The organism is Gilliamella sp. LMG 34361, assembly GCF_984569075.1.
This window is the reverse complement of sequence record NZ_OZ474903.1, coordinates 3,041,646-3,066,294: the sequence shown is the minus strand read 5'-3', so window position 1 is coordinate 3,066,294 and position 24,649 is coordinate 3,041,646. Positions and strand designations below refer to the sequence as shown.

At 34.4% G+C, this 24,649-nt stretch carries 20 protein-coding genes; 12 read left to right on the top strand and 8 right to left on the bottom strand.

Translation table 11 applies throughout. The features are described from left to right. Positions 1-10: 10 nt before the first annotated feature. Positions 11-1,570, bottom strand: a complete 1,560-nt coding sequence (locus AC5LXI_RS14240) for an AbgT family transporter (RefSeq protein ID WP_493442930.1) — start codon at positions 1,568-1,570, stop codon at positions 11-13. A 395-nt stretch (positions 1,571-1,965) separates the two neighbouring features. Between AC5LXI_RS14240 and AC5LXI_RS14235 the strand changes: the two genes are divergently transcribed. The 6 genes from AC5LXI_RS14235 to AC5LXI_RS14210 all read left to right on the top strand — a co-directional run bounded on the left by AC5LXI_RS14235 (position 1,966) and on the right by AC5LXI_RS14210 (position 10,496). Next, a complete protein-coding gene (locus tag AC5LXI_RS14235) occupies positions 1,966-4,230 on the top strand; it encodes an aconitate hydratase (protein ID WP_493442929.1) in 2,265 nt (754 codons plus the stop codon). Between the two features lie 21 nt (positions 4,231-4,251). Further along, positions 4,252-5,514, top strand: coding sequence for an NADP-dependent isocitrate dehydrogenase (icd, locus tag AC5LXI_RS14230; RefSeq protein WP_493442928.1), 1,263 nt, complete (start codon positions 4,252-4,254; stop codon positions 5,512-5,514). Positions 5,515-5,531: 17 nt separating this feature from the next. Beyond that, on the top strand, positions 5,532-6,887 hold the full coding sequence (locus AC5LXI_RS14225) for a citrate/2-methylcitrate synthase (protein ID WP_493442927.1): 1,356 nt from the start codon (positions 5,532-5,534) through the stop codon (positions 6,885-6,887). 138 nt (positions 6,888-7,025) lie between these two features. Next, positions 7,026-8,564 (top strand): murein biosynthesis integral membrane protein MurJ, encoded by a 1,539-nt coding sequence (gene murJ / locus AC5LXI_RS14220; protein WP_493442926.1) that lies wholly within the window; start codon positions 7,026-7,028, stop codon positions 8,562-8,564. 22 nt (positions 8,565-8,586) lie between these two features. After that, positions 8,587-9,510 carry a hypothetical protein gene (locus AC5LXI_RS14215; protein WP_493442925.1) on the top strand — a complete coding sequence of 308 codons (924 nt, stop codon included), beginning with the start codon at positions 8,587-8,589 and terminating at the stop codon, positions 9,508-9,510. A gap of 26 nt (positions 9,511-9,536) precedes the next feature. Then, the gene (locus AC5LXI_RS14210) at positions 9,537-10,496 is read left to right on the top strand and encodes a hypothetical protein (protein WP_493442924.1); all 960 of its coding nucleotides are present in this window, start codon (positions 9,537-9,539) and stop codon (positions 10,494-10,496) included. On the opposite strand, the gene dusC is transcribed toward AC5LXI_RS14210, so the two are convergent. The 6 genes from dusC to AC5LXI_RS14180 all read right to left on the bottom strand — a co-directional run bounded on the left by dusC (position 10,493) and on the right by AC5LXI_RS14180 (position 15,470). Further along, positions 10,493-11,452: a tRNA dihydrouridine(16) synthase DusC gene (gene dusC, locus AC5LXI_RS14205; protein ID WP_493442923.1), complete on the bottom strand. Its 960-nt coding sequence runs from the start codon at positions 11,450-11,452 to the stop codon at positions 10,493-10,495. The two genes, AC5LXI_RS14210 and dusC, sit on opposite strands and share 4 nt — an antisense overlap. Continuing rightward, positions 11,443-12,222: a molybdopterin-synthase adenylyltransferase MoeB gene (locus tag AC5LXI_RS14200; protein WP_493442922.1), complete on the bottom strand. Its 780-nt coding sequence runs from the start codon at positions 12,220-12,222 to the stop codon at positions 11,443-11,445. Before AC5LXI_RS14200 ends, dusC begins: the two co-directional genes overlap by 10 nt. Positions 12,223-12,301: 79 nt before the next feature. After that, entirely contained in the window at positions 12,302-13,621 is a 1,320-nt protein-coding gene (locus tag AC5LXI_RS14195; protein ID WP_493442921.1) for an amidohydrolase, read from the bottom strand. Positions 13,622-13,642: 21 nt separating this feature from the next. Beyond that, positions 13,643-14,092, bottom strand: a complete 450-nt coding sequence (locus tag AC5LXI_RS14190) for a hypothetical protein (protein ID WP_065577773.1) — start codon at positions 14,090-14,092, stop codon at positions 13,643-13,645. A 10-nt stretch (positions 14,093-14,102) separates the two neighbouring features. After that, the gene (locus AC5LXI_RS14185) at positions 14,103-14,879 is read right to left on the bottom strand and encodes a DUF3100 domain-containing protein (protein WP_493442920.1); all 777 of its coding nucleotides are present in this window, start codon (positions 14,877-14,879) and stop codon (positions 14,103-14,105) included. Between the two features lie 45 nt (positions 14,880-14,924). After that, positions 14,925-15,470 carry a cysteine hydrolase family protein gene (locus AC5LXI_RS14180; protein WP_493442919.1) on the bottom strand — a complete coding sequence of 182 codons (546 nt, stop codon included), beginning with the start codon at positions 15,468-15,470 and terminating at the stop codon, positions 14,925-14,927. A 285-nt stretch (positions 15,471-15,755) separates the two neighbouring features. Here AC5LXI_RS14180 and aspS point away from each other — a divergent pair, with 285 nt between their 5' ends. The 5 genes from aspS (at position 15,756) to AC5LXI_RS14155 (ending at position 21,175) form a co-directional block, all read left to right on the top strand. Further along, positions 15,756-17,513, top strand: coding sequence for an aspartate--tRNA ligase (aspS, locus tag AC5LXI_RS14175; protein ID WP_493442918.1), 1,758 nt, complete (start codon positions 15,756-15,758; stop codon positions 17,511-17,513). 10 nt (positions 17,514-17,523) lie between these two features. Continuing rightward, positions 17,524-17,973, top strand: a complete 450-nt coding sequence (gene nudB, locus AC5LXI_RS14170) for a dihydroneopterin triphosphate diphosphatase (RefSeq protein WP_493442917.1) — start codon at positions 17,524-17,526, stop codon at positions 17,971-17,973. Positions 17,974-17,988: 15 nt separating this feature from the next. Next, positions 17,989-18,405, top strand: coding sequence for a hypothetical protein (locus AC5LXI_RS14165; protein ID WP_493442916.1), 417 nt, complete (start codon positions 17,989-17,991; stop codon positions 18,403-18,405). Between the two features lie 49 nt (positions 18,406-18,454). Then, the gene (gene ubiD, locus AC5LXI_RS14160; protein ID WP_493442915.1) at positions 18,455-19,912 is read left to right on the top strand and encodes a 4-hydroxy-3-polyprenylbenzoate decarboxylase; all 1,458 of its coding nucleotides are present in this window, start codon (positions 18,455-18,457) and stop codon (positions 19,910-19,912) included. Between the two features lie 189 nt (positions 19,913-20,101). Then, the gene (locus AC5LXI_RS14155; RefSeq protein WP_493442914.1) at positions 20,102-21,175 is read left to right on the top strand and encodes a tetratricopeptide repeat protein; all 1,074 of its coding nucleotides are present in this window, start codon (positions 20,102-20,104) and stop codon (positions 21,173-21,175) included. A 10-nt stretch (positions 21,176-21,185) separates the two neighbouring features. Here the strand turns inward: AC5LXI_RS14155 and ppc are convergent, their stop codons facing one another. Then, positions 21,186-23,828, bottom strand: a complete 2,643-nt coding sequence (ppc, locus tag AC5LXI_RS14150; protein WP_493442913.1) for a phosphoenolpyruvate carboxylase — start codon at positions 23,826-23,828, stop codon at positions 21,186-21,188. A gap of 329 nt (positions 23,829-24,157) precedes the next feature. Here ppc and AC5LXI_RS14145 point away from each other — a divergent pair, with 329 nt between their 5' ends. Beyond that, complete coding sequence (locus AC5LXI_RS14145; protein ID WP_493442912.1) at positions 24,158-24,649, top strand: NADH-quinone oxidoreductase subunit J family protein; 492 nt, start codon at positions 24,158-24,160, stop codon at positions 24,647-24,649.

Below are 24,649 nucleotides of genomic sequence, written 5' to 3'. Positions count from 1 at the left end.
TTATCTGCGATTAACTATTTACTAGTGGATAGACATAACCACTATCAAAACCGATAGGTAAGCCTAAGAACCAAAATAGTAATAAATTTATTGTCAAAGCAATTAAGAGTGCCGCCGTATATGGGATCATCATCGAACTTAAGGTACCTACGCCGGTGTTTTTACAATATTGTTGACAATAAGCAATAATCAAAGGATAGAAAGCAAACATAGGCGTGCTGACATTCACAGCTGAGCTGATTCGATAAGCCGCTTGGGTTAATTCTGGCGAGATTCCTACTGACATCAGCATCGGAACAAAAATAGGCGCTAAAATAGCCCACTTAGACGATGCAGAAGTAATTAACAAATTAAGCAGACTGGTTAGAATGATTACGCCAAAAATCGTCACTACCGATGGTAAATGTAAGGCTTTTAAAAACTCAGCACCACCAATCGCGATTAAGGTGCCAATCTGTGAATTCGAAAATACATATAAAAATTGTGCGCAAAAGAAAGCAAAAACAATAAATGGAATAAGTGATTTAGTGATATTTTCCATTGATTTGACGATATCGCGCGACGATTTAAATGCGCCTGTGATAAAGCCATGAATTAATCCAGGTATTGCAAAAAATACAAATAATAATGGCACAATAATCTGCATGATTGGCGCTTTATTGCTAGTCATACTGCCATCAGGTGCACGCAATAGTGAATCTTCTGGTAGTAATACCAGTACTAAACCAAGAGCGATAATTAAAAATACCGCTGAGGCAATTTTAAATCCTTTATTTTCAATTGTTGAAATCTCGGGTGAATCGGCAAGATTATCTAATTGAATATCATTGTTTAAAGGCATAGTTGCATTTAATCGCGGTTCAACAATTTTGTCGGTAACAAACCAGCAGGCTATCAATACAAAAAACGTGCCGCCAAAACTTAAAAAGTAGTTACAAAGTACATTGACTTGATAGGTTGGATCGATAATTTGCGCTGCACTTTGGGTAAAACCTTGCATTATCGGATCAATGATTGATGGCGTATAACTTGAACTAAAGCCTCCCGCGAGCCCCGCGAATGCCGCAGCTATTCCCGCTAATGGATGACGGCCGGTAGCATAAAACATCATTGCCGATACTGGCATTAAAATCACATAAGCAGAATCTGACGCAATATGACAAACCATACTGACAAAAATAACTGATGGAGTAACCAATTTTTTTGGGGTGATTGCCAATAATTTTTTCAGCAGAACATGAATATAACCGCTACTCTCAGCAATGCCAATTCCTAATGTAGCAACAATGGTAATCCCAAGTGGTGGAAATGAGACAAAATTTGATACCAGCTTAGTAAAAAAAGTCACTAACTGGTTTGGCGCTAACATGTTCACCACAGCCAGCTTTTCTTGAGTTACTGGATTAATATAATTAAAACTGACAAAAGAAAGTAATAATGAAGCAACCAGACAAATGATTAGAGCATAAAAGAAAAGAGTTGTGACATCAGGGATTTTGTTTCCAATTCGTTCTATTGTATTTAAAAAGCCACCGTTTTTTACTGGTGACGGATTTTTTGTTTGATTCATGAAAAAATAAAGGTAAATATTATTCGGTAAAACAATTTAACATAGATTAATAATGTAAGTAAACAACGTGTTGGTGATGTTTTAGCGCCTTAAAAAACCCCGCTCCTCAACTTTTTTTACATTATTTTTACTTATGAAATTAGCTAATTTTGAATTTTCTTTAATGTGCATAATATTTGATATTTCGCTAGTATAGGAATTCTATTAACGATAGTATCTAAATTTGTTGTTTTTAATCAAAGTTAACAGCAAGTATTATCGTAAGATTGCATAAAACAAAAATAATGCTATATTGTTATGAATATTTAATCATAAAAAAAGAATAAATATTCAATTATCCCGATTTTGAGTAAGGCTCTAAAGGATATTATAATATAAGCAATGGGAGCTTAATTATGGTTTTCGATATTGATTTAATAAAAAATATTTATCAACATTATCCACAAAAAATTGATCTTATCCGCCAGAAAATTGGAAAACCATTAACATTGACGGAAAAAATTCTCTATGCTCATCTGGCTGAAGGAGAGGAACTTAAAGCTTATAAACGAGGGGAAGATTATGTAAATTTCTCCCCCGATCGTGTCGCGATGCAAGATGCAACCGCACAGATGGCACTATTGCAGTTAATGAATTCAGGCCGTAAACGAGTCGCTGTGCCTTCAACTGTTCATTGTGATCACCTTATCCAAGCTTATAAAAATGCCCATGATGACCTGATTATTGCTGAAAGTAATAACCATGAAGTTTATCAATTTTTACGTGATGTTTCGAACAAATATGGCATCGGATTTTGGAAGCCTGATGCTGGTATTATTCACCAAGTGGTGCTGGAAAATTATGCTTTTCCTGGAGGAATGATGATTGGTACCGATTCACATACTCCTAATGCTGGTGGTTTATCCATGATTGCAATTGGTGTTGGTGGTGCTGATGCTGTTGATGTAATGGCTGGTATGCCATGGGAACTGAAAATGCCAAAAATTATTGGCGTAAAATTGATTGGCAAATTATCGGGTTGGGCATCACCAAAAGATGTCATTTTAAAACTAGCCGGTATCTTAACAGTTAAAGGCGGTACTAATTCTATTATTGAATATTTTGGTGAAGGTACTGAGTCATTATCTGCCACCGGTAAAGCAACGATTTGTAATATGGGGGCAGAAGTGGGAGCAACGACTTCAATCTTCCCTTATAGTAAAAAATCTGCTGATTATCTTAGCATGACCGGTCGTCAAGAAATCGTTGATTTAGCTAATACATTAACCGATTGTTTCAATCCTGATAAAGCGGTACTAGAACAACCTGAAAATTATTATGACCAAGTTATCGAGATTAACTTATCGACGTTAGAACCTTATGTTAATGGCCCATTTACTCCTGACTTAGCTTATCCTATTTCCAAGCTTGCCTCTGCTGTTAAGGAACATGATTATCCTGATAATATGGAAGTTGGACTTATTGGATCATGCACTAACTCTTCTTACGAAGATATGATGCGTGCAGCTTCAGTGATTGATAATGCCAATAAGTTAGGTTTGAAAGTAAATGCCAAATTAATTATCAATCCTGGCTCAGAGCAAGTTAAATATACTTCAAAACGGGATGGTATTTTAAGTCGTTTTGAACAAGCTGGTGCAGCTATTATGGCTAATGCATGCGGGCCTTGTATTGGGCAATGGCGTCGGGATGATGTTGCTGATGAACACAAAAATTCGATTGTTACTTCGTTCAATCGTAATTTTGCTAAACGTAATGATGGTAGCCCAAACACTTATGCATTTGTTTGTTCGCCAGAAATTGTAGTAGCGCTATCAATTGCTGGTAAATTAAGTTTTAATCCATTAACCGACAATCTCATCAATGATAAAGGTGAAAAAGTGAAACTCCCTGAACCCATTGGCGATGAGTTACCAAGACAAGGATTTGCTGTCGATGATGCCGGTTATATTGAGCCGATGGCTGATGGTAGTTTAGTTGAAGTTCGTATTGCACCTAATTCAGAACGATTACAACAGCTGTTACCTTTCTCACCTTGGGATGGTAAAGATATTCTTTCGCAGCCATTATTGATTAAAGCAACCGGTAAATGTACCACTGACCATATTTCAATGGCCGGTAAATGGTTAAAATTTCGTGGTCATTTAGATAATATTTCCAATAATATGTTAATTGGTGCGTTTAATGCTTTTAATCAGAAAACCAACAGTGTGTTTGATGCACAAACTGGCGATTATGTTGAAGTCCCTGCGTTGGCTCGTAAATTAAAAGCACAAGGAATTGGTTCAATAGTCGTTGCTGAAGAGAATTACGGTGAAGGTTCGTCAAGGGAGCATGCCGCAATGGAGCCGCGCTTTTTAAATGTTAAAGCAATTGTGGTTAAATCGTTTGCGCGTATTCATGAAACTAATCTGAAAAAACAAGGTATGTTAGCGCTAACTTTTGTTAATAAGGATGATTACGACAAAATTCAAGAAGATGACCAAATCAGCATTACTGGACTTTGCGATTTTGCACCAGGTGAAAATTTGACATTAACCCTTCATCATCGTGATGGTAGTCAAGATTCTTTTGCAGTAGCGCATACTTATAATCAAGCACAAATTGAGTGGTTCAAAGCGGGTAGCGCATTGAATAAGTTAAAAGAAGAATTTAAATAAGAAATAAGAGGAAGAGACAATATGAATCAGCAAGTTTCAATTGAAAATGGACAATTAGTCGTTCCGAATCATCCAACGATTCCTTTTATTGAAGGCGATGGCGTTGGTAAAGAAATTTGGCATGCAGCTCAAACTATTTTTGATAAAGCAGTTGAAAAGGCTTACCAAGGCAAACGTAGTGTTCAATGGAAAGAGGTACTTGCTGGTGAAAAGTCGTTTAATGCAAATGGATCATGGTTACCGCAAGAGACTATGGATGCCTTCAAACATTATCTTATCGGTATTAAAGGACCATTAATGACGCCAGTTGGTGGTGGGATCCGCTCACTCAATGTTGCATTGCGTCAAGAGTTAGATCTTTATGTCTGTTTGCGCCCTGTGCGTTGGTTTAAAGGTGTTGAATCACCGTTAAAGCACCCAGAAAAAGTCAGTATGACCATTTTTCGTGAAAATACTGAAGACATTTATGCCGGTATTGAGTGGCAACAAGGTACGGTCGAAGCTGAAAAGTTTTATCATTTTTTAGCTGACCAGATGAAAGTGACCAAAGTCCGTTTTCCTAACACTTCGGCTTTCGGGGTTAAACCTGTCTCTATTGAGGGCTCTGAGCGTTTAATCCGAGCCGCAATTAACTATGCATTACAACATAAATTACCATCGGTTACATTAGTTCATAAAGGTAATATTATGAAATTCACAGAAGGTGGATTTAAGCAATGGGGCTATGAACTTGCGGAAAGAGAATTTACTGACGTAGTGTTCACCATGAATCAATATGCTAAAATTCAAAAAGCCGAAGGTAAGGCAGCAGCAGAACAAGCATTACAAGCCGCGAAATCAGCTGGTAGACTAATTATAAAAGATGTGATTTGTGATGCATTTTTACAAAATACCTTGTTAAAACCCGAGGATTATTCGGTTGTTGCGACATTAAACCTTAATGGTGATTATGTTTCCGATCAGCTTGCCGCCATGGTTGGTGGTATTGGTATTGCACCGGGCGCCAATATTAATTATTTAACCGGACATGCTATATTCGAAGCGACTCATGGTACCGCTCCTGATATTGCTGGTCAAAATCAGGCCAATCCATCATCACTATTATTATCTGGCGTGATGATGTTTGAATATTTAGGATGGCATGAAGTTGGGCAACTAATTACTAATGCCATGGAAAGCTTATTTCAATCAGGCAAAGCAACTGCAGATTTAGCTCGTTTTATGCAAAATGGGCAATCATTATCAACAACTCAATTTACTCAAGCAGTTATCGATAATTTATAATTCAAAGGGGATGGTTAATGAAAGAAAAGTTTTTAGTTTATAAATTATCGGAAACCATTAAAAATACCAGTAAAATTGAATCTCGGCTATTCGAACAATTTAATGTAAAACGTGGATTACGTAATGCTGACCATACCGGTGTATTAGTTGGGTTAACCAAAATTGGTGATGTATTAGGTTATGAACGCTTAGATGATGGCTCACTAAAACCAATTGCAGGTAAATTATTATATCGTGGTATTGATATTGAAGAGCTTGTGCATAATGCTCAACAAGAGCGACGAACAGGTTTTGAAGAAACCATTTATCTCTTATTATCTGGTTATTTACCTGATAAGGAGGAATTGCGGGATTTTTCACATTTACTTTGTGAATCTATGGCATTAGAAAAGCAAACCAAGATTGCTATTATGGAACTTGAAGGTCATGATGTAATGAACATTTTGGCTAGAACTGTCCTTGAAATGTACACTTATGATCCCGAGCCTGATGATACTTCACGCGATAATTTAATGCGTCAATCTATTGATTTGATTGCTAAATTTCCGGCAATCATCGCTTATGCTTACAATATGTTAAGTCATAGTGCAAAAGGAAAATCCTTACATATCCGTCACCCACATGAAGATTTTTCTATTGCGGAAAATTTTCTCTATATGATGAAAGGATCAGGGCGATATACAGAACTTGATGTAAGAGTGCTTGATTTAGCCATGATAATTCATGCCGAACATGGTGGTGGGAATAACTCAACTTTTACTGTTCGAGTAACGAGCTCCACGGGTACTGATACTTACTCATCGATTGCAGCAGGAATAGGATCATTGAAAGGTCCATTACATGGCGGAGCAAATTTGCAGGTAGGGAAAATGCTTAAACATCTTGCACAAGAGATTAAAAATTGGACTGATGCCGATGAGATTGATGCCTATTTACAACGTATTTTAAATAAGGAAGTGTTCGATAAAAAAGGGTTAATTTATGGTATTGGCCATGCTGTTTATACTGTATCGGACCCAAGAGCCATGTTATTAAAAGAGATGGCTTATCAGTTGGCTCAAGAAAAAGGACGTGAAGAAGAATATAACTTCTTAAATTTACTTGAGGAACGAGCTATTTATGCAGTAGTGAATCGTAAAAATGCCAGAACAAAAAAACAAGTCTGTGCTAATGTCGATTTCTATTCTGGTTTTGTTTATGACATGATCGGCTTACCTAAAGAAGTGTATACACCATTATTTGCTATGTCGCGAATTGTAGGTTGGTGTGCTCATCGTATTGAAGAACTTAATTTTGATGATCGTCGAATTATCCGTCCTGCCTATAAAAATATTGGCGAACTTAGGTCTTTTATTCCTTTAAAAGATCGTTAGCTTATTTGCCGTCAGTATCATTCTGACGGTAATATTAAAATAACTGTTTATTAAAAAATCGTGGTGATTTAGAACAATAGTTTGTAGACTATGTGGAATTAATCGTTTTTGGCTATGTAATTGGTACATAGATCGTATATGAATCTTTTAAAATCTTTAGCTACTGTTAGCTCGATGACAATGGTTTCACGCGTTTTAGGATTTGTCCGTGATGCTATTATTGCCCGCTTTTTTGGGGCGGGAATGGCAACGGATGCCTTTTTTGTTGCCTTTAAGTTGCCTAATTTACTTCGTCGTATTTTTGCTGAAGGTGCATTCTCTCAAGCTTTTGTCCCCATTCTGGCTGAATATAAAAATCAGCAGGGCATTGAGGCATCACGTACTTTTGTAGCCTATATTGCAGGTTTATTAACGTTAGTATTAGCTATTGTTACGTTAATTGGTGTTGTGACAGCGCCATTTATCATAATGATAACTGCGCCAGGTTTTATGCAAGAATCAAGCGATAAATTTGAACTAGCAACGGTCATGTTGCGAATTACGTTTCCTTATATCTTTTTTATCTCACTTGCCTCATTAGTGGGGGCCATACTTAATACCTGGAATCGTTTTTCAGTACCAGCATTTGTGCCAACATTCCTAAATGTAAGCATGATTACTTTTACTTTATTTTTAACCCCTTATTTTAATCCGCCTGTACTTGCGTTAGCGGTTTCAGTCGTTGTGGGCGGTGTTATACAGCTACTTTATCAATTACCTTATTTGAAAAAGATTGGCATGTTAGTTTTGCCTCGAATTAGTTTTAAAGATAGCGGTGTTTGGCGAGTGTTAAAACAGATGGGGCCGGCTATTTTAGGTGTGTCAGTTGGGCAAATATCACTGATTATAAATACGATTTTTGCCTCATTTCTAATTTCAGGTTCTGTTTCATGGATGTATTATGCCGATAGACTAATGGAATTCCCAGCCGGGGTATTAGGTGTTGCATTGGGTACTATTTTATTGCCATCGTTAGCCAAAAGTTTTGCCAAAGGTGACCAAAAACAATATTCAGAGCTATTAGATTGGGGGCTTCGTCTCTGTTTTTTATTAGCTTTGCCAAGTACCGTAGCATTGGGTGTTATTTCAAAGCCATTAATATCAACTCTTTTTGAGTATGGACAATTTACTTTGAATGATACTTTGATGACTCAACGTGCTTTAGTCGCTTACTCAATTGGTTTACTTGGACTTATTTTAATTAAAGTATTAGCTCCTGCATTTTATTCCCGACAAGATATTAAAACACCGGTGAAAATTGCATTAATTACCCTTATTTTAACACAATTGATGAATCTGGCTTTTATTGGGCCATTACAACATGCTGGACTTTCATTATCAATTGGGCTGGCAGCATGTTTTAATGCTGGGCTGTTATTTTGGCAACTTCGTAAAAAGAAACTCTATCAATCACAGCCAGGTTGGTATCGATTTTTAATCAAGGTCATTACTGCAGTTTTATTGATGTCGGCAGTATTGTGGTTTGGGGCAGCGTTATTACCAGATTGGTCTACTGGCTCAATGTTAACTAGAATTAGCCGTCTATTCTTGTTGGTTATAATTGGTATTGGCATCTATTTTGGATCACTGGCTTTAATGGGTTTTAAAATAAAGCATTTTATTAAACGAATTGAATAAATATAGATAACAAGGAAGTAAGATGGAGAAAACATCTTTTTTTAAATTGTCGATGATAGGTAGTACAATTTATTTGTTTCTCAGTCTTTTATTGATTATATTGTATCGTTCTTGTAAACCAGATATAGGTTTCTCTCAAGAATTATTTTGGGTATATCTTAACTCTATTAACTTATATTCGCCGTTTTTTTTATCTCATTTTTTTGAAGCGTTATGGCTTTTTGGCTTATTAACATTATTTCTTCATTTTAATAATATTTATCTTGTTAACATACATAATGTCCTTTTATTATTGCTATTAATATTAGCGTATTCAGGCATTACTTTTTGTATATGGCGTTCTATTTACACTTATATTGATGAGCTATCTTCTTCATCACAGAGTGTATTATGTGAATCTGCATTCATTTTTCTTCATTATATTTTTTATTCTTTACTTTTATATTATTTGGTTGAATTATCAAAAAAATATTTTTTGAAAAATCGAGAAGCTTTTCGTTTAACACCTCAAAATAGTAGTTTAATTCATGCGATACTTTTATTAGCATTTATTTGTCCAATTTTGTATAGTGGATTTAGTATAATTGAAAATTTAATTATGTTATTTTGCCATAAATCTTTTAATCCTAATTTAAAATTTACTTTTGTTCTTTTTATGCTATTTTGTATGCGTATTAGTAAAAAAAATTTCATGATTTCTTTTGATGAAATTCAATATGCAAGGTTATTTAAAAGTGTATTCGTATCCAGTGTCTTGTTGTTACTTAATGTTTTAATTTGTTTACTTTTTAGAGGAGAGTCTAACAGTTTTTATTTTGATTATTCCTCGTTAATCTTAGATTATGTTAAATTGTTTTTTTTAGTTGTATTTTTTCTTTTATTAACTTATCTGATATTCAATAAAGTGACTAAATATTATTTTTTAAAATTTGATAATAAAAAATAATCAATGAAATGGAGTGTAATATACATATGGAAAAGAGTTTTTTTAAATTACCGTTGATAGGTTGTTTAATCTATTTTTTGTTAAGCAAAATATTTAACATATTTTTTTTATATTTGCACGCAGAAGAATTTTTCCTAGGTAATTTTTCTTGGCATGTGTTTTTTTATGTATCTTTTTCATCTTTATTACGACTTTTTTTTGAACACTATTTTACGGATACCTTATTTATTTTTGGTCTTTTAACTCTATTCTTTCATTCTGTTCATGTTTATGTTGTTAATAAAGTTAATATTACTTTGTTGATTATTATAATGTCGGTTTATTCTATAGTTACCAATTTCATTAAAATTTATACAACTTTTTATTTAAAAACAGTATTTTCTTTGTTACCAATATTTCCTATTGCATTAGCTATTATTTATTATTTATTTGCTGTCTTACTTTTATATTATTTGATTGTTTTTTGTAAAGGTTATTTTATTAAGAGTCCAAATGAATTTATTTTAACTAAAAAAAACTCCCCAAAAATTCACTTTATACTTTTTTCTATTTTTAGTTACTTTATATTGATTAAGTGTTTTATTTTTCTAAACCAAGCCTTTTTAAGAAATGTATTTAGTAATTCCATTTATAATCAGTTAACGACTATTTATAACCATTTAATGGCTATTTATCTGTTTGCGATATTGTTCGGTCTGGTATTAAGCAAACAATCTTTTCATGTTTTCTTTGATAAAATTCAATATGAAAAACTTTTTAAAAGTGTATCAATATCAAGTGGTTTAATTTTCTTCTTTATTTTTATTGCCTTTACTATCATTGATAATAATCCATCAAAATACTATATTGATTCATTTATATCTGTTTTTAACAATATTAATAAATTACTTTTAGTGATATTGCTTATTTCATTGATTTGTCTAACTATTAATAAAACAACTAAATATTATTTTGGTAAGGCAGTATTTAGAAAGAGTCAAAATTAGTTAGATTCATTATCTAATTTGGTTTTCAAAAAATTACAGATTTCATTTTGTGATTTTAGTTGCCTGATTTCAGGTAATAATATTGATGCTTGTGGGTAATATTGTCTTAAATAAGCTAACCACTGCTTTATCCTAGCCGAATGGTAAAGTGGTTTAGCATCTTCGATGGATGTCATTGCATAACGAAGCAATAATTGCATTACTTCTTGCCAATTTAATGGTGAATGATTAAAACGAATTGTATTGGCTAAATTCGGAATATTAAGTATTCCTCGTCCTAGCATAATGTCATTTGTATGACTTTGTGTTATGCAATTTTTAGCATCTTCAGCAGAAAATATTTCACCATTAGCAATAACAGGAATGGTTAATTTTTGTTTAATTTTACCAATGGTTGGCCAATCAATTTTCTCGGCTTTATATCCATCTATTTTGGTTCGTCCATGAATAACAATTTCATTAGCACCAGCTTGTTCAATTGCTTCAGCTATTTCGTAACAGTGAGATTTATCATCCCAACCTAATCGAATTTTAACAGATAAAGTTGAGGCAGAGCCAATTGCTGTCCTAACTTGAGCTACAATATTAAATATTTGCTCAGGATATTGTAATAAATAAGCACCACCATGGCTGCCAACAACGGTTTTAGCTGGACAACCAAAATTGATATCTATGCCATAAGAACCTAGTTCAAGCGCTTTAATGGCATTTTCAGCCATCCATTCAGGAGATTGTCCTAATAATTGAACTCGGACTGGCGTTCCTGATAAGGTTTTTCCTTCATTATAAAGTTCTGGACATAGTCGATAAAAAGTTCGGTTTGATAATTTATGCTGAGTTACTCTTACAAACTCAGTGACACAATAATCAAATTGATTGATTTCAGTTAATATTTGCCGCACATGATAATCAAGAACCCCATCCATTGGTGCTAAAATGATGCGATTTATTTGCATTTTAGATCCTGTTTAGCATGTTGGTTTCCACACACAATACAATTAGTTTGTTTAGTAAATATGACTTGGTTAAATTCCATCGTCATAGTATCAATCATTAGAACTCGACCAATTAAAGGTTTTCCATAATTGGTAAGTACTTTGATTGCCTCTAGAGCTTGCATTGAACCGAACATACCAACTAATGGTGCCATTACACCCGCTTCAATACAAGTCAGCTGGTTTTGCCCAAATAATTGACTTAAGCATTGATAGCATGGTTGATTATCTTGATAATTGAATACAGTGAGTAAACCTTCCATGCGGATTGCCGCACCAGAAACTAAAGGTTTCTTTTCGAGAAAACAACAGCGATTAATTTGTTCACGGCTAATTAAATTATCGGTGCAATCAATAATGATATCATGCTGTTTGATTAGCGAAATTAGCTCATTATCACTCAGTTTCTGATTAATAGTTTCAATAATCATATTAGCATTAATATTACGCAATGTTTGTTTTGCGACTTCAACCTTATATTGATTTATTGATTGTTGAGTATATAAAATTTGTCTATTTAAATTCGACGCTGATATTGTGTCAAAATCAATCAATGTTAGTTTACCGATACCTGATGCAGCTAAATAGACGGCAGCAGCACAACCTAATCCGCCTAATCCTATAATTAATGCTGTACTATTTTTTAAAATTTGCTGCTTGTCGATATCGAAACCATGCAAAGTGATTTGTCGGTCGTAGCGTAGCAATTCTTGATCAGAAAGCGTTAACATATGAAGTGATAGTTATTGTTGATAATGATTTGTATAGTATAACAAAAACTTGGCACATGATTGTGCCAAGTTTTTAACTTTATTTATCAAAACCAGATAGGAATGTTAAATATTCTTCTTTTGTCATAAGTGGCTTGTAATTTGTCATTAATGTTTGAGCTGATTTCGCATCGTCATAAAGTAGATCAATAATGGTACATGCCATCATTTGTGCAGGGCGGATATAAGCCATATCTTCATCAAATACTGTGTAATCTTTACCATGTAACACGCCTCTAACCGAACCAATCCAAGGATGACTTACTGGCATAATATGCGATAGATCACCTGTGTCGGTACTTCCTGTCATATGGGGTGCAATTGAAACATTTTCTTCACCAATTAAATTTTCAGCATTTTGTTTTAGAAAATCATTGAGTGTTGGATTATTATTTAACGGCAGATAACCTGGAAGATCTTTAATTTCGCAAGTAGCACCAACAGCCATTGCTCCTGCCTTTAGTGCTTGATTAATTCTTTCATTCGCGTCAATCATGGCTGGTACATTACCTGCTCGCACATAACTTTCCATTCTGACATCGCTTGGTACAACATTCACTAAATCACCACCTTGGGTTATAATTGGATGAAAACGAATGTAATCTTTTTCTTGAAATGTTTCACGGATAGCATGTACACCCATCATTCCCATCATAGCTGCATTTAATGCATTTACACCAGCATGAGGAGCTGCGGCAGCATGAGATGCTTCACCTTTATATTTAATTAGTTTACCAATAAAGCCATTGCTTGTAGTTGAGATCTCAATAAAACCATCTTGGCGTTCAGCAGGAACACTGGTTAAATGTATTTGTAATGCCATATCAACATCATCAAAATCACCACGAGAAATTAATTCTGGTTTACCACCAATATATTTAATCTTACCTTCTTCTATTAATCGATTTCGATACGTAATTTCAACATATTCTTCGGCTGGAACGGCAAATGGTACTACATCACCAGCTAAAAATTCCATTGCACCTGAGTCAATTAATCCCATGGTAACCGCCATCATGTTGGCTATTTGCGCATTATGTCCACAGCAGTGAGCCGCACCTGATGTTTCATCAGCAGCAGGGTGGTCGGCACAGATGATCGCATCTAGCTCACCAATAACCGCTATACTATATTTGCTACCTTTACCGCCTTTAAGACGACCTTTTACCCCGGTTAAGGCTAATTTATTTTTAAAAGGAACACCTAATTTCTCAAAAGTATCTTCTACTTTTTTAGCGGTTTTGTGTTCTTTGTATCCAAGCTCTGGTTCTGACCAAATTGCCTCGGCAATTGACTTGATATCTGCTTTTCGATTTGCAATTGCATCGCAAACTTTTTTCTTTAGTTCTTCTTTTGTCATAAATAAAATCCTTATCTAAATTTAGATAACGCCTTCCCAGTGTAGTGTGACTTGAGCAATTATAGCTGCAAAAATAAATGTACCAGAAAAAACAGCTAAAGATACGGGAATAATGCGCCAAGAGATATTTTTAAATAGTGCAAGATCTTTACCGATAGCTAATCCCGCATAAGCAAGTATAGGTGTACAAACAGCAAGTAATGACACTTGATCAGTAATTGCAACAATTTCTTGATGGTATGGGAATATTGGTGCTGACATGATAGCTGCAACCACAGATACCCATAAAATTACCGGTAATTTATTAAATCCGGGTAACTTACTTATTAACAGCCCTACAATAGAGATAATAACTAGCATCGCTACTGCTTCAAGCGATGAAATCAAATCAATTTTATATCCCACTGTGTTACCAGCTGCCATAATAATGGCGACTAAAATAAATACAAAAATCGTCTCGAAAATCTTCATTATGACATCCTTATTTCTTGCGTCGAAAACGGTCTAAAGTGTTATATATAAAAGAAGCGAAAGGCAAAGAAAATAGTGTGTAAATATACATACCTACCATTCCCGACATTAAATTCGCTGTGGTTGCATAAGCATTAATGTTTTCTGATAATTTAGGATATAAAGCACTTATTGGTGCAAGTGAGGCTGCCATCATACTTCCACTACCTACACCAGCTCCCATTGCTAGCGCATATGGGTGTAGAATGTTCAATTTTGCTATTAAGCTGGCAAGAATACTCATCCAAATCGCACCATAAAGAGTACCGCAGACATACATAGCCATAACACCTCGACCTTCGGGTGAATCTAAACCATATTTATCTGCAACTATGGCGATATTAGGTTCGCGAGCTACCGAATAAGTAGCCCCAACAGCTTCTCGTTTCATACCTAATATCATTGCTAATGGTAGGCCCAGTAAAATGGTTCCGGCAAAATGACCTAATTCTTGAAAAATTAGGGCTAGCTTGGCATCTTCTAAAATCATATCAATTTTCGGGCCTACAGCTACACCAAGTTTTGCGACAAGTAGAATTAATGTAACCATCATCACAAGACTTGCATTTTGCATATTTTTGTTGGTTAATATTTTTAGTTTTGGGAAGCTAATGATGCCACCAAAAATCATTGCATATAGCATGGGAAAAACGGCAATAATCCATATAGTTTGTTTGCCGATAAGCTCACAAATAATTACTACTAAAAAGGCAATTAAATGCAATTTATAGTCTCGTAAAACTTCCATTCTTGCTCCTTCTTCATTTTTTTATCTATTTTTACACTGCACTTCTTATATTACGGTTGCTCCTAAGGTATTTTGAAAATGCTTTAAAGCCCATTGATGGCCAATGGGATCAAAGCTTGCAACAGCATTTTGATGAATAACTAATTTATAACCTAAGTTATAGGCATCTACAGCCGTATGTAAAATACAAATATCAGTACAAACCCCAATCAGATGGATTTCAGTGATATGTCTTTCGCGTAAACGGAGGTCAAGATCCGTACCACAAAATGCTGAGTAGTGACGTTTATTGATCCAGTAGATATTTTCTGAATATTGGTGTTGTTGGTAAAGTTGCTGTAATTTACCAAATAATTGTTGGCCAATAGTCCCAACAAGATTGTGAGGGGGAAATAGCGAATTTTCTGGATGGTATTTATCTAAAGGTTCATGAGCATCAATAGCAAAAACGATAAACTCATTATTGTTAATAAATGATTGAGTTATATTTATCATTTCTGATTCAATTTGTTGACCCACAACGCCAGTCGTTAATGCGCCATCATCAGCAATGAAATCATTGGTATAATCAATTGAAATTAATGCTCTCATATCTAATAAGTAGTATATAAATAATATTTAAGCTTATTAATAAATATCTGATATGACAAGTTATTAAATTAATCATTTTTTAACTGTATTTTTAAAAGATACGTTTTTATTAATTATCTTATTGAATTTAAAGTGATTTACAAATAAAACTATAAAGTAAAGTTATTATCATAAACTGAGTATAAATAAATTAAATAGTGATTATTTTTATAGATAGTCTTTATCCCCCGATAAATTGCTCTATAATAATTATCATTTTTGACAATTGTACACAGGATATATTTAATGAGAACAATTTATTGCGGACAATTAAACGCAAGTTATATTAATCAAGAAGTCACACTATGTGGATGGGTCAATAAACGCCGAGATTTAGGTGGAATGATTTTTATTGATATGCGTGATCGTGAAGGAATTGTGCAAGTTTTTTTTGATCCTGATTACCCACAAGCACACGAATTAGCTGGCGAATTACGTAATGAATTTTGTATTCAAATTAAAGGTAAAGTAAGAGCAAGACCTGATGGTCAAGTTAATAAAGATATGGCAACTGGCGAAGTTGAAATTTTGGCTACTGAGCTGACTATTTTCAATCGTAGTGATGTCTTACCTCTTGATTTTAATCAAAACAATAGTGAAGAACAGCGTTTAAAATATCGCTATATTGATTTGCGTCGTCCGGAAATGTCTACCATTTTCAAAACTCGAGCCCAAATTACCGCATTTGTTCGTTCATTTATGAATGAGCATGGTTTTTTAGATATTGAAACACCAATGTTAACCAAAGCGACGCCAGAAGGTGCTCGTGATTATCTTGTTCCAAGTCGAGTACATAACGGTGAGTTTTATGCACTTCCTCAATCTCCGCAACTGTTTAAACAGTTACTGATGATGTCTGGTTTTGATCGTTATTATCAAATTGTTAAATGTTTTCGTGACGAAGATCTTCGTGCTGATCGCCAACCTGAATTTACCCAAATTGATGTTGAGACCTCTTTTATGAGTGCTGAACAAGTGCGTGAAATTATGGAGAAAATGATTCGTGAACTTTGGTTACATGTGAAAAATGTTGATTTAGGTAAATTCCCAATTATGACTTTTAGCGAGGCAATGCGTCGTTACGGTAGTGATAAGCCAGATCTACGTAATCCACTGGAAATTATTGATGTGGCTGATTTAGTAAAAGATATCGATTTTAAAGTATTTTCAACGCCAGCGAATGATCCAAAAGGCCGCGTTGCACTGCTTTGCGTACCAAATGGTGCACAATTAACGCGCAAACAATTAGATGATTATACGCAATTTATTTCGGTATATGGCGCTAAAGGTATGGCGTGGATAAAAGTTAATGAACGTAACAAAGGTTTAGCTGGTGTCCAAAGCCCAGTAGCTAAATTCTTTAATGAATCTCAAATGGAAGCTTTATTGAATCGTGCTGATGCGAAAGATGGTGATATTTTATTATTTGGTGCTGATAGCTATAAAGTTGTTAGTGATGCATTAGGTGCATTACGTTTGAAAGTTGGTAAGGATTTAGGCCTCACAGATGAAAACAAATGGGCGGTACTTTGGGTCGTTGATTTCCCTATGTTTGAAGAAACAGATGAAGGTTTAAGTGCTATGCACCATCCGTTCACCTCACCAAAAGATTTCACTCCTGAAGAGTTAATTAATAATCCTCAAAATGCTGTAGCAAATGCTTATGATATGGTAATCAATGGTTATGAAGTTGGTGGTGGCTCTGTACGTATTCATCGAAGCGAAATGCAACAAGCTGTATTCTCAATTTTAGGTATTAATGAAGATGATCAGCGTGAAAAATTTGGCTTCTTACTTGATGCACTAAAATATGGTACACCACCGCATGCAGGTTTAGCCTTTGGCTTAGATAGATTAACTATGCTGTTAACTGGAACTGATAATATCCGTGATGTTATTGCTTTTCCAAAAACAACTGCAGCAACATGTTTGTTAACTGATGCACCTAGTCCAGCTAATTCAGCAGCGTTAAAGGAACTTGGTATTGAAGTGAGCCAAAAGTAACGGTATTTATATGCAAAAGTATAAGAACCCTGAGTCAGTTTTAGTTGTTATTTATTGTAAAAGCACTCAGCGAGTTCTTATGTTGCAACGTAAAGATGATCCTAATTTTTGGCAATCAGTTACAGGAAGTCTGGAAGATAATGAATCGCCAAGGGATACAGCAATTCGTGAAGTTTTTGAAGAGACCGGTATAGATATTAATGAAAAAAATCTTAAATTGATTGATGCAAAGCATGTGGTTGAGTTTGAAATTTTTCCTCAGTTTAGATATCGGTATGCACCAGAAGTAAAGATAAATAAAGAGCATTGGTTTTATTTAACTCTTAGTGATGAAATAACGCCAGTGCTTACAGAACATTTATCTTATCAATGGTTAACTATAAATAGCGCTGCCAATCTTACTGTATCGCCAAATAATTGTGAGGCCATTAGTAAAATTGGTTTAATTGATAAAAATTAATTTAAGAGATCCAAAATGAAACTTAGCTATTATGTCATTTCGTTATTTAGTCTATTATTGGTAATATCTAGCAGTTATGCACAAATCGATATAAAAAAATGTAAGGCCAATGAGGATGAATATATAATTTTTGATGAATATGATTCACAAATAGCTGAAAAAATTATCGATTATAAATTGCACAATCAACCGGAAAAAAGAGAAAATAGTATTATTAAAATTTTTGCAAATGAAAATAGTGATGATCGTAATTATTGGCTAGCATCTATACAAACTGATGATACATCTGAATATTACCTATTTTATCAAGTCGATGAAAACAAATTTATTGAAGTTGACCAAAATCAATTTCAAGTCTTATTACCTAAAATTGTTGAATGTAATCAAATAAAGCAGGTTCCTATATATAGTGAGAATTTTGATGCAGATTAGTTGATATTCAGCAATCTGTCTTGATTAACAGGAGTTAAAAGGAGTAGTAATGTCTAATTTTCGCGATTTTTTGGATTATTTAGAGCAGCAAGGTGAATTAAAACGTATTACATATCCCGTTAACCCTTATCTTGAAATGACCGAAATTGCTGATAGAGTTTTACGTTCTCAAGGGCCCGCATTATTATTTGAAAACCCAATTGGTTATGGCATTCCTGTGCTTTGTAACCTTTTTGGAACAGCTAAACGAGTCGCTATGGGGATGGGGCGAGATGAAACTTCAGAATTAAGAGAGATTGGTGAATTATTGGCTTTTTTACGCGAACCGGAGCCACCTAAAGGTATTCGACAATTTTTTAATGTTTTACCTAAATATAAACAAGTCCTAAATATGCCTGTAAAAAGGCGTTCCTCAGCGCCTTGTCAGGAATTGATATTTAAAGGTGATGACGTTGACTTAACTCAATTACCTATTATGCACTGTTGGCCAGGAGATGTAGCCCCACTCGTAACTTGGGGGTTAACAATAACCAAAGGTCCTCATAAAGAGCGTCAAAATATTGGTGTTTATCGCTTACAATTATTAGGTAAAAATAAATTAATCATGCGTTGGTTATCACATCGTGGTGGTGCGCTTGATTTTGCTGAATGGCAAAAATCTCATCCAAATGAAAATTTTCCAGTTAGTATCGCAATAGGCGCAGATCCAGCCACTATATTAAGTGCCGTTACGCCAGTGCCAGATACATTATCAGAATACGCTTTTGCAGGATTGTTACGAAATAGTCGAACTGAAGTTGTTAAGTCATTATCAAATGAATTAGAAGTGCCAGCAACAGCTGAAATTATTCTCGAAGGTTATATCGATCCCAATGAACTAGCTGCTGAAGGCCCTTATGGTGATCATACTGGTTATTATAATGAAGTTGAAAAATTTGCCGTGTTCACGGTAACTCATTTAACTAGACGCAAAGATGCCATTTATCATTCCACTTATACCGGTAGGCCACCAGATGAACCGGCAGTAATGGGATTAGCATTAAATGAAGTGTTTATTCCAATATTACAAAAACAATTTCCTGAAATTGTTGATTTTTATCTTCCACCTGAGGGATGTTCTTACCGAATTGCTATTGTCACAATCAAAAAACAATATCCAGGGCATGCCAAAAGAGTCATGATGGGTATTTGGTCCTATTTAAGACAATTTATGTATACTAAATTTATTATTGTTTGTGATGATGATATTAATGCAAGGGATTGGAAAGATGTTATGTGGGCTATATCAACAAGAATGGATCCGCATCGTGATACGACATTTGTTGATAATACGCCAATTGATTATCTGGATTTTGCTTCTCCAGTTTCAGGGTTAGGCTCTAAAATGGGATTGGATGCAACTAACAAATGGCCGGCTGAAACTAATCGTGAATGGGGTAAGGTTATAACTAAAGATACAAAAGTAGTTGCCCATATTGATGATATTTGGGATGAACTTGGTCTGTGATAAACTTAATAAAATGACTAATTAGAATTCACCACAATAAGCCTATCTAAGCAATTTAATGATATTTACAATATAAAAAATCTTAATTTTCAATTAAATACTAAAAAAAGTAAATTTTAGAAAACAAGACTATTCCCTTTTTAATCAATTATGTATAATTATTGTCAATATTATGGCATTTAAACAATTATGAAAAAAATTCAAATTATATTGGCTTTGATGTTATCAATCTCTTGTGGAGCAATAGCAAGCGAAGCTAAAGCACAATCAGATACTGAGTTAAAAGTAAGTGATCCTAGTTCATTAATTCCTTCCTTACTAAATTCTGCTGAAAAGGGTGATATGCAATCGCAATATACCCTAGGAACAATTTATAAGCAGGGATTAGGTGTTGAAGTCAATGATTTTAAAGCCTTCTTTTGGTTCAAAAAATCAGCGGAGCAAGGTTTAGCTAAAGCCCAAAATAATTTAGCTTATATGTACCAAAATGGTTTAGGGACTAAAGCTAATTTATCCCAAGCTTTCAAATTGTTTAAATTGGCAGCCGATCAAAATTATGCTTTAGCTAAATATAATTTAGCTTTGATGTATAAAAATGGTGAAGGTGTAGAAAAAAATACACCTACCGCTATTGATTATTTTAAGCAATCAGGCGATCAAGGTATTTCTGATGCCTATTTAAATTTAGGTATTATGTACTTTTTTGGTGATGGGGTTGAAAAAGACCGCATATTAGCAGCAGATTGGTTTAGTAAAGCTGCAAAAGATAACAATCCAGAAGCACAATATTATTTAGGATTAATGTCTCAAAATGGTGATGGTTTAACTCAGGATAATGTTGCCGCCGTTTACTTTTATACGCAAGCAGCAGAACGCGGTCATGTATTGGCAATGTATAATTTAGGCATTATGTATGCGACTGGAACAGGAACGCGACCAGATAATGCTCAAGCAGCACATTGGTTTACTAAAGCGGCCGAAGGTGGTAATGCTGATGCTCAATATAACATAGCAGTCATGTATGATGTAGGTGTTGGTGTATCTAAAGATGAACAAAAAGCAATAGATTGGTATACCAAAGCAGCTAAGCAAGGAAGTGTTGATGCACAATATAATTTAGGTATTAAATATCTAGAAGGTGATGGTGTTAAACAAAATGACAACAGTGCGACTTATTGGTTTACTAAAGCTAGTGAGCAGGGTGATGCAGATGCTAAAGCCTATTTAGAAGAGATTTCAAAGAAAAATAAAAAGGGCGAATAAGCCCTTTTTATTATCCTGAATTTCGCATTCCTGCTGCAATTCCTGATATGGTTATCATTAGTCCCTGTTCAACTATAGTATTTTCATCGACATTTTTACGAGATCGACTTAATAATTCTGCTTGTAATAAATTAAGTGGTTCAATATAAGTATTACGTAAAGCAACAGATTCAGCAATCCATGGTAAGTCTGCCATCAAGCTGATATCATCAGTAATAGTTAGTACAGTATTAATATCTTCAGTTAATAAATTTCTTAACTCTTCACCTAATGGCCATAATGTTGGGGAAACCAATCTTTGTTCATAGTACTCATGAATATTAGGTGCTGCCTTAGCATAAACCATTTCTAACATACCTAAACGAGCATTAAAAAATGGCCAATTATGATACATATCCTTAAGTTGTTCTTTTTTGCCTTCATTAATAACCAGCCTAAGCGCGCTCCCTGCTCCTAGCCATGAAGGAACCATCAAACGATTTTGTGTCCAAGCAAAAATCCATGGAATTGCTCGTAAACTCTCTATTCCCCCTCCTGTACGTCGTTTTTGTGGACGAGAGCCTAATGGTAATCTTCCAAGTTCGGTTTCTGGTGTAACTGACCGAAAATAATCAACAAATTCAGATTTTTCTCTTATATAACTACGATAGCATAGGCACGAATAATCAGACATTTCATCCATAATATCGCGCCAGATTTGTTTCGGTTCAGGTGGGGGTAGTAAATTGGCTTGTAAAATGGCGGATGCATAAAGCATTAAACTACTAAGTGCGACTTCAGGTAACCCAAGTTTGAATCGAATCATCTCGCCTTGTTCGGTAACACGTAAACCACCTTTTAGTGATCCTGGTGGTTGTGATAGTAAAGCCGCATGAGCAGGCGCACCACCCCGGCCAATTGACCCTCCTCGACCATGGAATAAAACCAAATTAACATTATATTGTTCAAATAAATTAACTAATTCTTCTTGTGAACGATACTGTGCCCATGATGCAGCAAGTGTCCCTGCATCTTTCGCTGAATCTGAATAGCCAATCATTACCATCTGTTTGCCATTGATCTTTTCACGATACCAAGGAATATCTAAAAGTTTTTGCATAACAGATTTTGCATTATTTAAATCTTCTAAGGTTTCAAATAAAGGCGCAACGGGAATATTTTTTGGGCAATCAACAATTTTTAAGAGTAAGTAAACAGCCAGAACATCAGAAGGTGCTTTTGCCATGGAAATGACATAGGATGCAATTGATTCTTCACCTGCCTTTTTAATCACTCGACAGGTATCTAAGACCTCTTGAACCATTTCGTTTGGTTGCCAATTATAGGGTAGTAATGGCCGATTAGATTTTAGTTCAGTTAATAAAAATTCTTGTTTTTCCTCTTCTGACCACGAAGCATAACTACCTAAATTTAGTTCTTTAGTTAAAGCATCTAAAGCCTCAGTATGGACAGAGCTGTCTTGACGGATATCTAATCTAACTAATTGCAATCCAAAACTTTTAATTCGTCTTAATGTATCTAATAAAGGACCGTGAGCAATAGTTGACATTCCGTTTTCAATTAACGATTCATAACAAGTATAGAGCGGAGTCCATAATTGCTCATTTTTTATTAAAAGATCATTAGGTGCTAAAACTTGTTCATTATTCAATAGTGCAACTATATAGCTATGGGTTTTAGCCAAGCGAGAACGTAACTGTTTCATAACAGCTCGATAAGGTTCTGATGCAGCTTTATTTTGTTCATCTAATAAATCAATGACTGATTGGCTACATTCTGTCATTGATAATTCGCGAACTAAGATTTGAATATCAGCTAAAAATAACTCTATTGCTTTTAACCTAGCTTGCAACATCACTCTTCCGGTAACTTTTGCTGTTACATTTGGGTTACCATCTCTATCCCCTCCCATCCAAGAGGTAAATTTAACTGGAACATGTTCAACAGATAGTTCTGCATTAAATGCATCGACTAATTGGTCATTAAACTCACGTAAGAATAACGGAACACCTTCCCATAAACTATCTTCAATAACTGAAAATCCCCATTTAGCTTCATCAAGTGGAGTTGGACGTTTTTTACGAATTTCGTCAGTGTACCATGCTTGGCAAACAAGTTGTTTTAAGCGGCGCATAATACGTTCTCTTTCATAATCCGCTAAATCATCATGATCAAGTTGTGATAAACAATTATTAATAGCGGTATAAGTATTAATCATTGTTCGGCGATTGATTTCAGTCGGATGTGCAGTAAGCACTAACTCAATAGATAAATTATTGATCGCTTGTTCAATTGTTTGTGGGGTAAAATTTAGATTCTTAAGTGATTTAAATAATTCAGTCATTTTTTTAGGGCTGCTAGATGCTTCCCCATGTGGTGAAATTCCATAATACTCAGCAGCAGTATTAACTAAGTTTAAAAACTGATTAAATGCACGTGCAACGTGGAGTAAATCTTGATCATTAAGATTTTCAATTAACTTAAGTAATTCGTTATGTGCTTGCTTGTTACCTTGTTGAGCAGATTTTGATAACTGCCTTATTTTTTCGACTAAATCGAATGTTTCATTTCCTGTTGCTCGTTTAATTGCATCGCCCAATAATGTACCTAGCATATTGACGTTGCTTCGCATTGAAGAGTATTGGCTATTCATTCTATTCTCTACTTGTTTATATTTTTCCTAAGTACCTTTAAGCTGTATGACCAAAATGACAATTTAAAGAAAAAGGTATAAATATAGGTTAATTGCTCAGGATATATACTTTATAACAATGTTGTATTGAATTTAAATAATAAAATTTTATAGTTTTTATTATTTCTATTGTTTTTATTATAGTTGCTAAAAATAAAACGCTAATTACCAAGTAAAGTTAATAAATTATTTAGAAAGAATTATTTGTATTAACACAACGTTAGTAAACTGTATATTGTCGTCGATTGGGTATATACTAATGCCATTATGAATAAGTATTGGATTATTTAATGATCGTTGTTTTTTATATTGCAGCGATAATAGCTGTTTTTGGCAGTGTAAAGGTGATTTTTTGTAGACGAGTAGAAAAGGCAATTTTATATCTTGCTATTTCACTTTTTGCTTCGGCATTGATATTTATTCTGCTTGAAACTTATATTTCAGCTGTTTTATATATCCTCTTTTTTATTTGTGGTGGAATAATACTTTTTTGGGGTGTTTCTTTAAGGATTAATATTCGTAATGACAATGTTGAAAATAATAAACATGGAATTAGTCCTAAAATTTGGTTAGGTCCATTAGTTTTGGCATTTATATTATTGGTTGTTCTCATTTATGGTGTAGTAAGTACTGACTATTCACAGCTTAAAGAAACTCATGAATTAATGCACCAAATGTCAATATATGCTTATATTCTGATGATGGAGTTAGCTGCATTTTTATTATTAGGTGCAGTAGTTATATCTTATCATTTTATGCATCGGATGTTTTCGGAGAAATAA

Excerpts from the sequence above, each read along its gene's own strand:
- AC5LXI_RS14215 (WP_493442925.1), top strand. The coding sequence starts at position 8,587 with ATGGAGAAAACATCTTTTTTTAAATTGTCGATGATAGGTAGTACAATT.
- ubiD (WP_493442915.1), top strand. The coding sequence starts at position 18,455 with ATGTCTAATTTTCGCGATTTTTTGGATTATTTAGAGCAGCAAGGTGAA.
- AC5LXI_RS14185 (WP_493442920.1), bottom strand. The coding sequence starts at position 14,879 with ATGGAAGTTTTACGAGACTATAAATTGCATTTAATTGCCTTTTTAGTA.
- AC5LXI_RS14155 (WP_493442914.1), top strand. The coding sequence starts at position 20,102 with ATGAAAAAAATTCAAATTATATTGGCTTTGATGTTATCAATCTCTTGT.
- AC5LXI_RS14190 (WP_065577773.1), bottom strand. The coding sequence starts at position 14,092 with ATGAAGATTTTCGAGACGATTTTTGTATTTATTTTAGTCGCCATTATT.
- murJ (WP_493442926.1), top strand. The coding sequence starts at position 7,026 with ATGAATCTTTTAAAATCTTTAGCTACTGTTAGCTCGATGACAATGGTT.
- AC5LXI_RS14240 (WP_493442930.1), bottom strand. The coding sequence starts at position 1,570 with ATGAATCAAACAAAAAATCCGTCACCAGTAAAAAACGGTGGCTTTTTA.
- nudB (WP_493442917.1), top strand. The coding sequence starts at position 17,524 with ATGCAAAAGTATAAGAACCCTGAGTCAGTTTTAGTTGTTATTTATTGT.
- AC5LXI_RS14195 (WP_493442921.1), bottom strand. The coding sequence starts at position 13,621 with ATGACAAAAGAAGAACTAAAGAAAAAAGTTTGCGATGCAATTGCAAAT.
- AC5LXI_RS14225 (WP_493442927.1), top strand. The coding sequence starts at position 5,532 with ATGAAAGAAAAGTTTTTAGTTTATAAATTATCGGAAACCATTAAAAAT.
- dusC (WP_493442923.1), bottom strand. The coding sequence starts at position 11,452 with ATGCAAATAAATCGCATCATTTTAGCACCAATGGATGGGGTTCTTGAT.
- AC5LXI_RS14210 (WP_493442924.1), top strand. The coding sequence starts at position 9,537 with ATGGAAAAGAGTTTTTTTAAATTACCGTTGATAGGTTGTTTAATCTAT.
- aspS (WP_493442918.1), top strand. The coding sequence starts at position 15,756 with ATGAGAACAATTTATTGCGGACAATTAAACGCAAGTTATATTAATCAA.
- AC5LXI_RS14235 (WP_493442929.1), top strand. The coding sequence starts at position 1,966 with ATGGTTTTCGATATTGATTTAATAAAAAATATTTATCAACATTATCCA.
- icd (WP_493442928.1), top strand. The coding sequence starts at position 4,252 with ATGAATCAGCAAGTTTCAATTGAAAATGGACAATTAGTCGTTCCGAAT.
- ppc (WP_493442913.1), bottom strand. The coding sequence starts at position 23,828 with ATGAATAGCCAATACTCTTCAATGCGAAGCAACGTCAATATGCTAGGT.
- AC5LXI_RS14180 (WP_493442919.1), bottom strand. The coding sequence starts at position 15,470 with ATGAGAGCATTAATTTCAATTGATTATACCAATGATTTCATTGCTGAT.
- AC5LXI_RS14200 (WP_493442922.1), bottom strand. The coding sequence starts at position 12,222 with ATGTTAACGCTTTCTGATCAAGAATTGCTACGCTACGACCGACAAATC.
- AC5LXI_RS14145 (WP_493442912.1), top strand. The coding sequence starts at position 24,158 with ATGATCGTTGTTTTTTATATTGCAGCGATAATAGCTGTTTTTGGCAGT.
- AC5LXI_RS14165 (WP_493442916.1), top strand. The coding sequence starts at position 17,989 with ATGAAACTTAGCTATTATGTCATTTCGTTATTTAGTCTATTATTGGTA.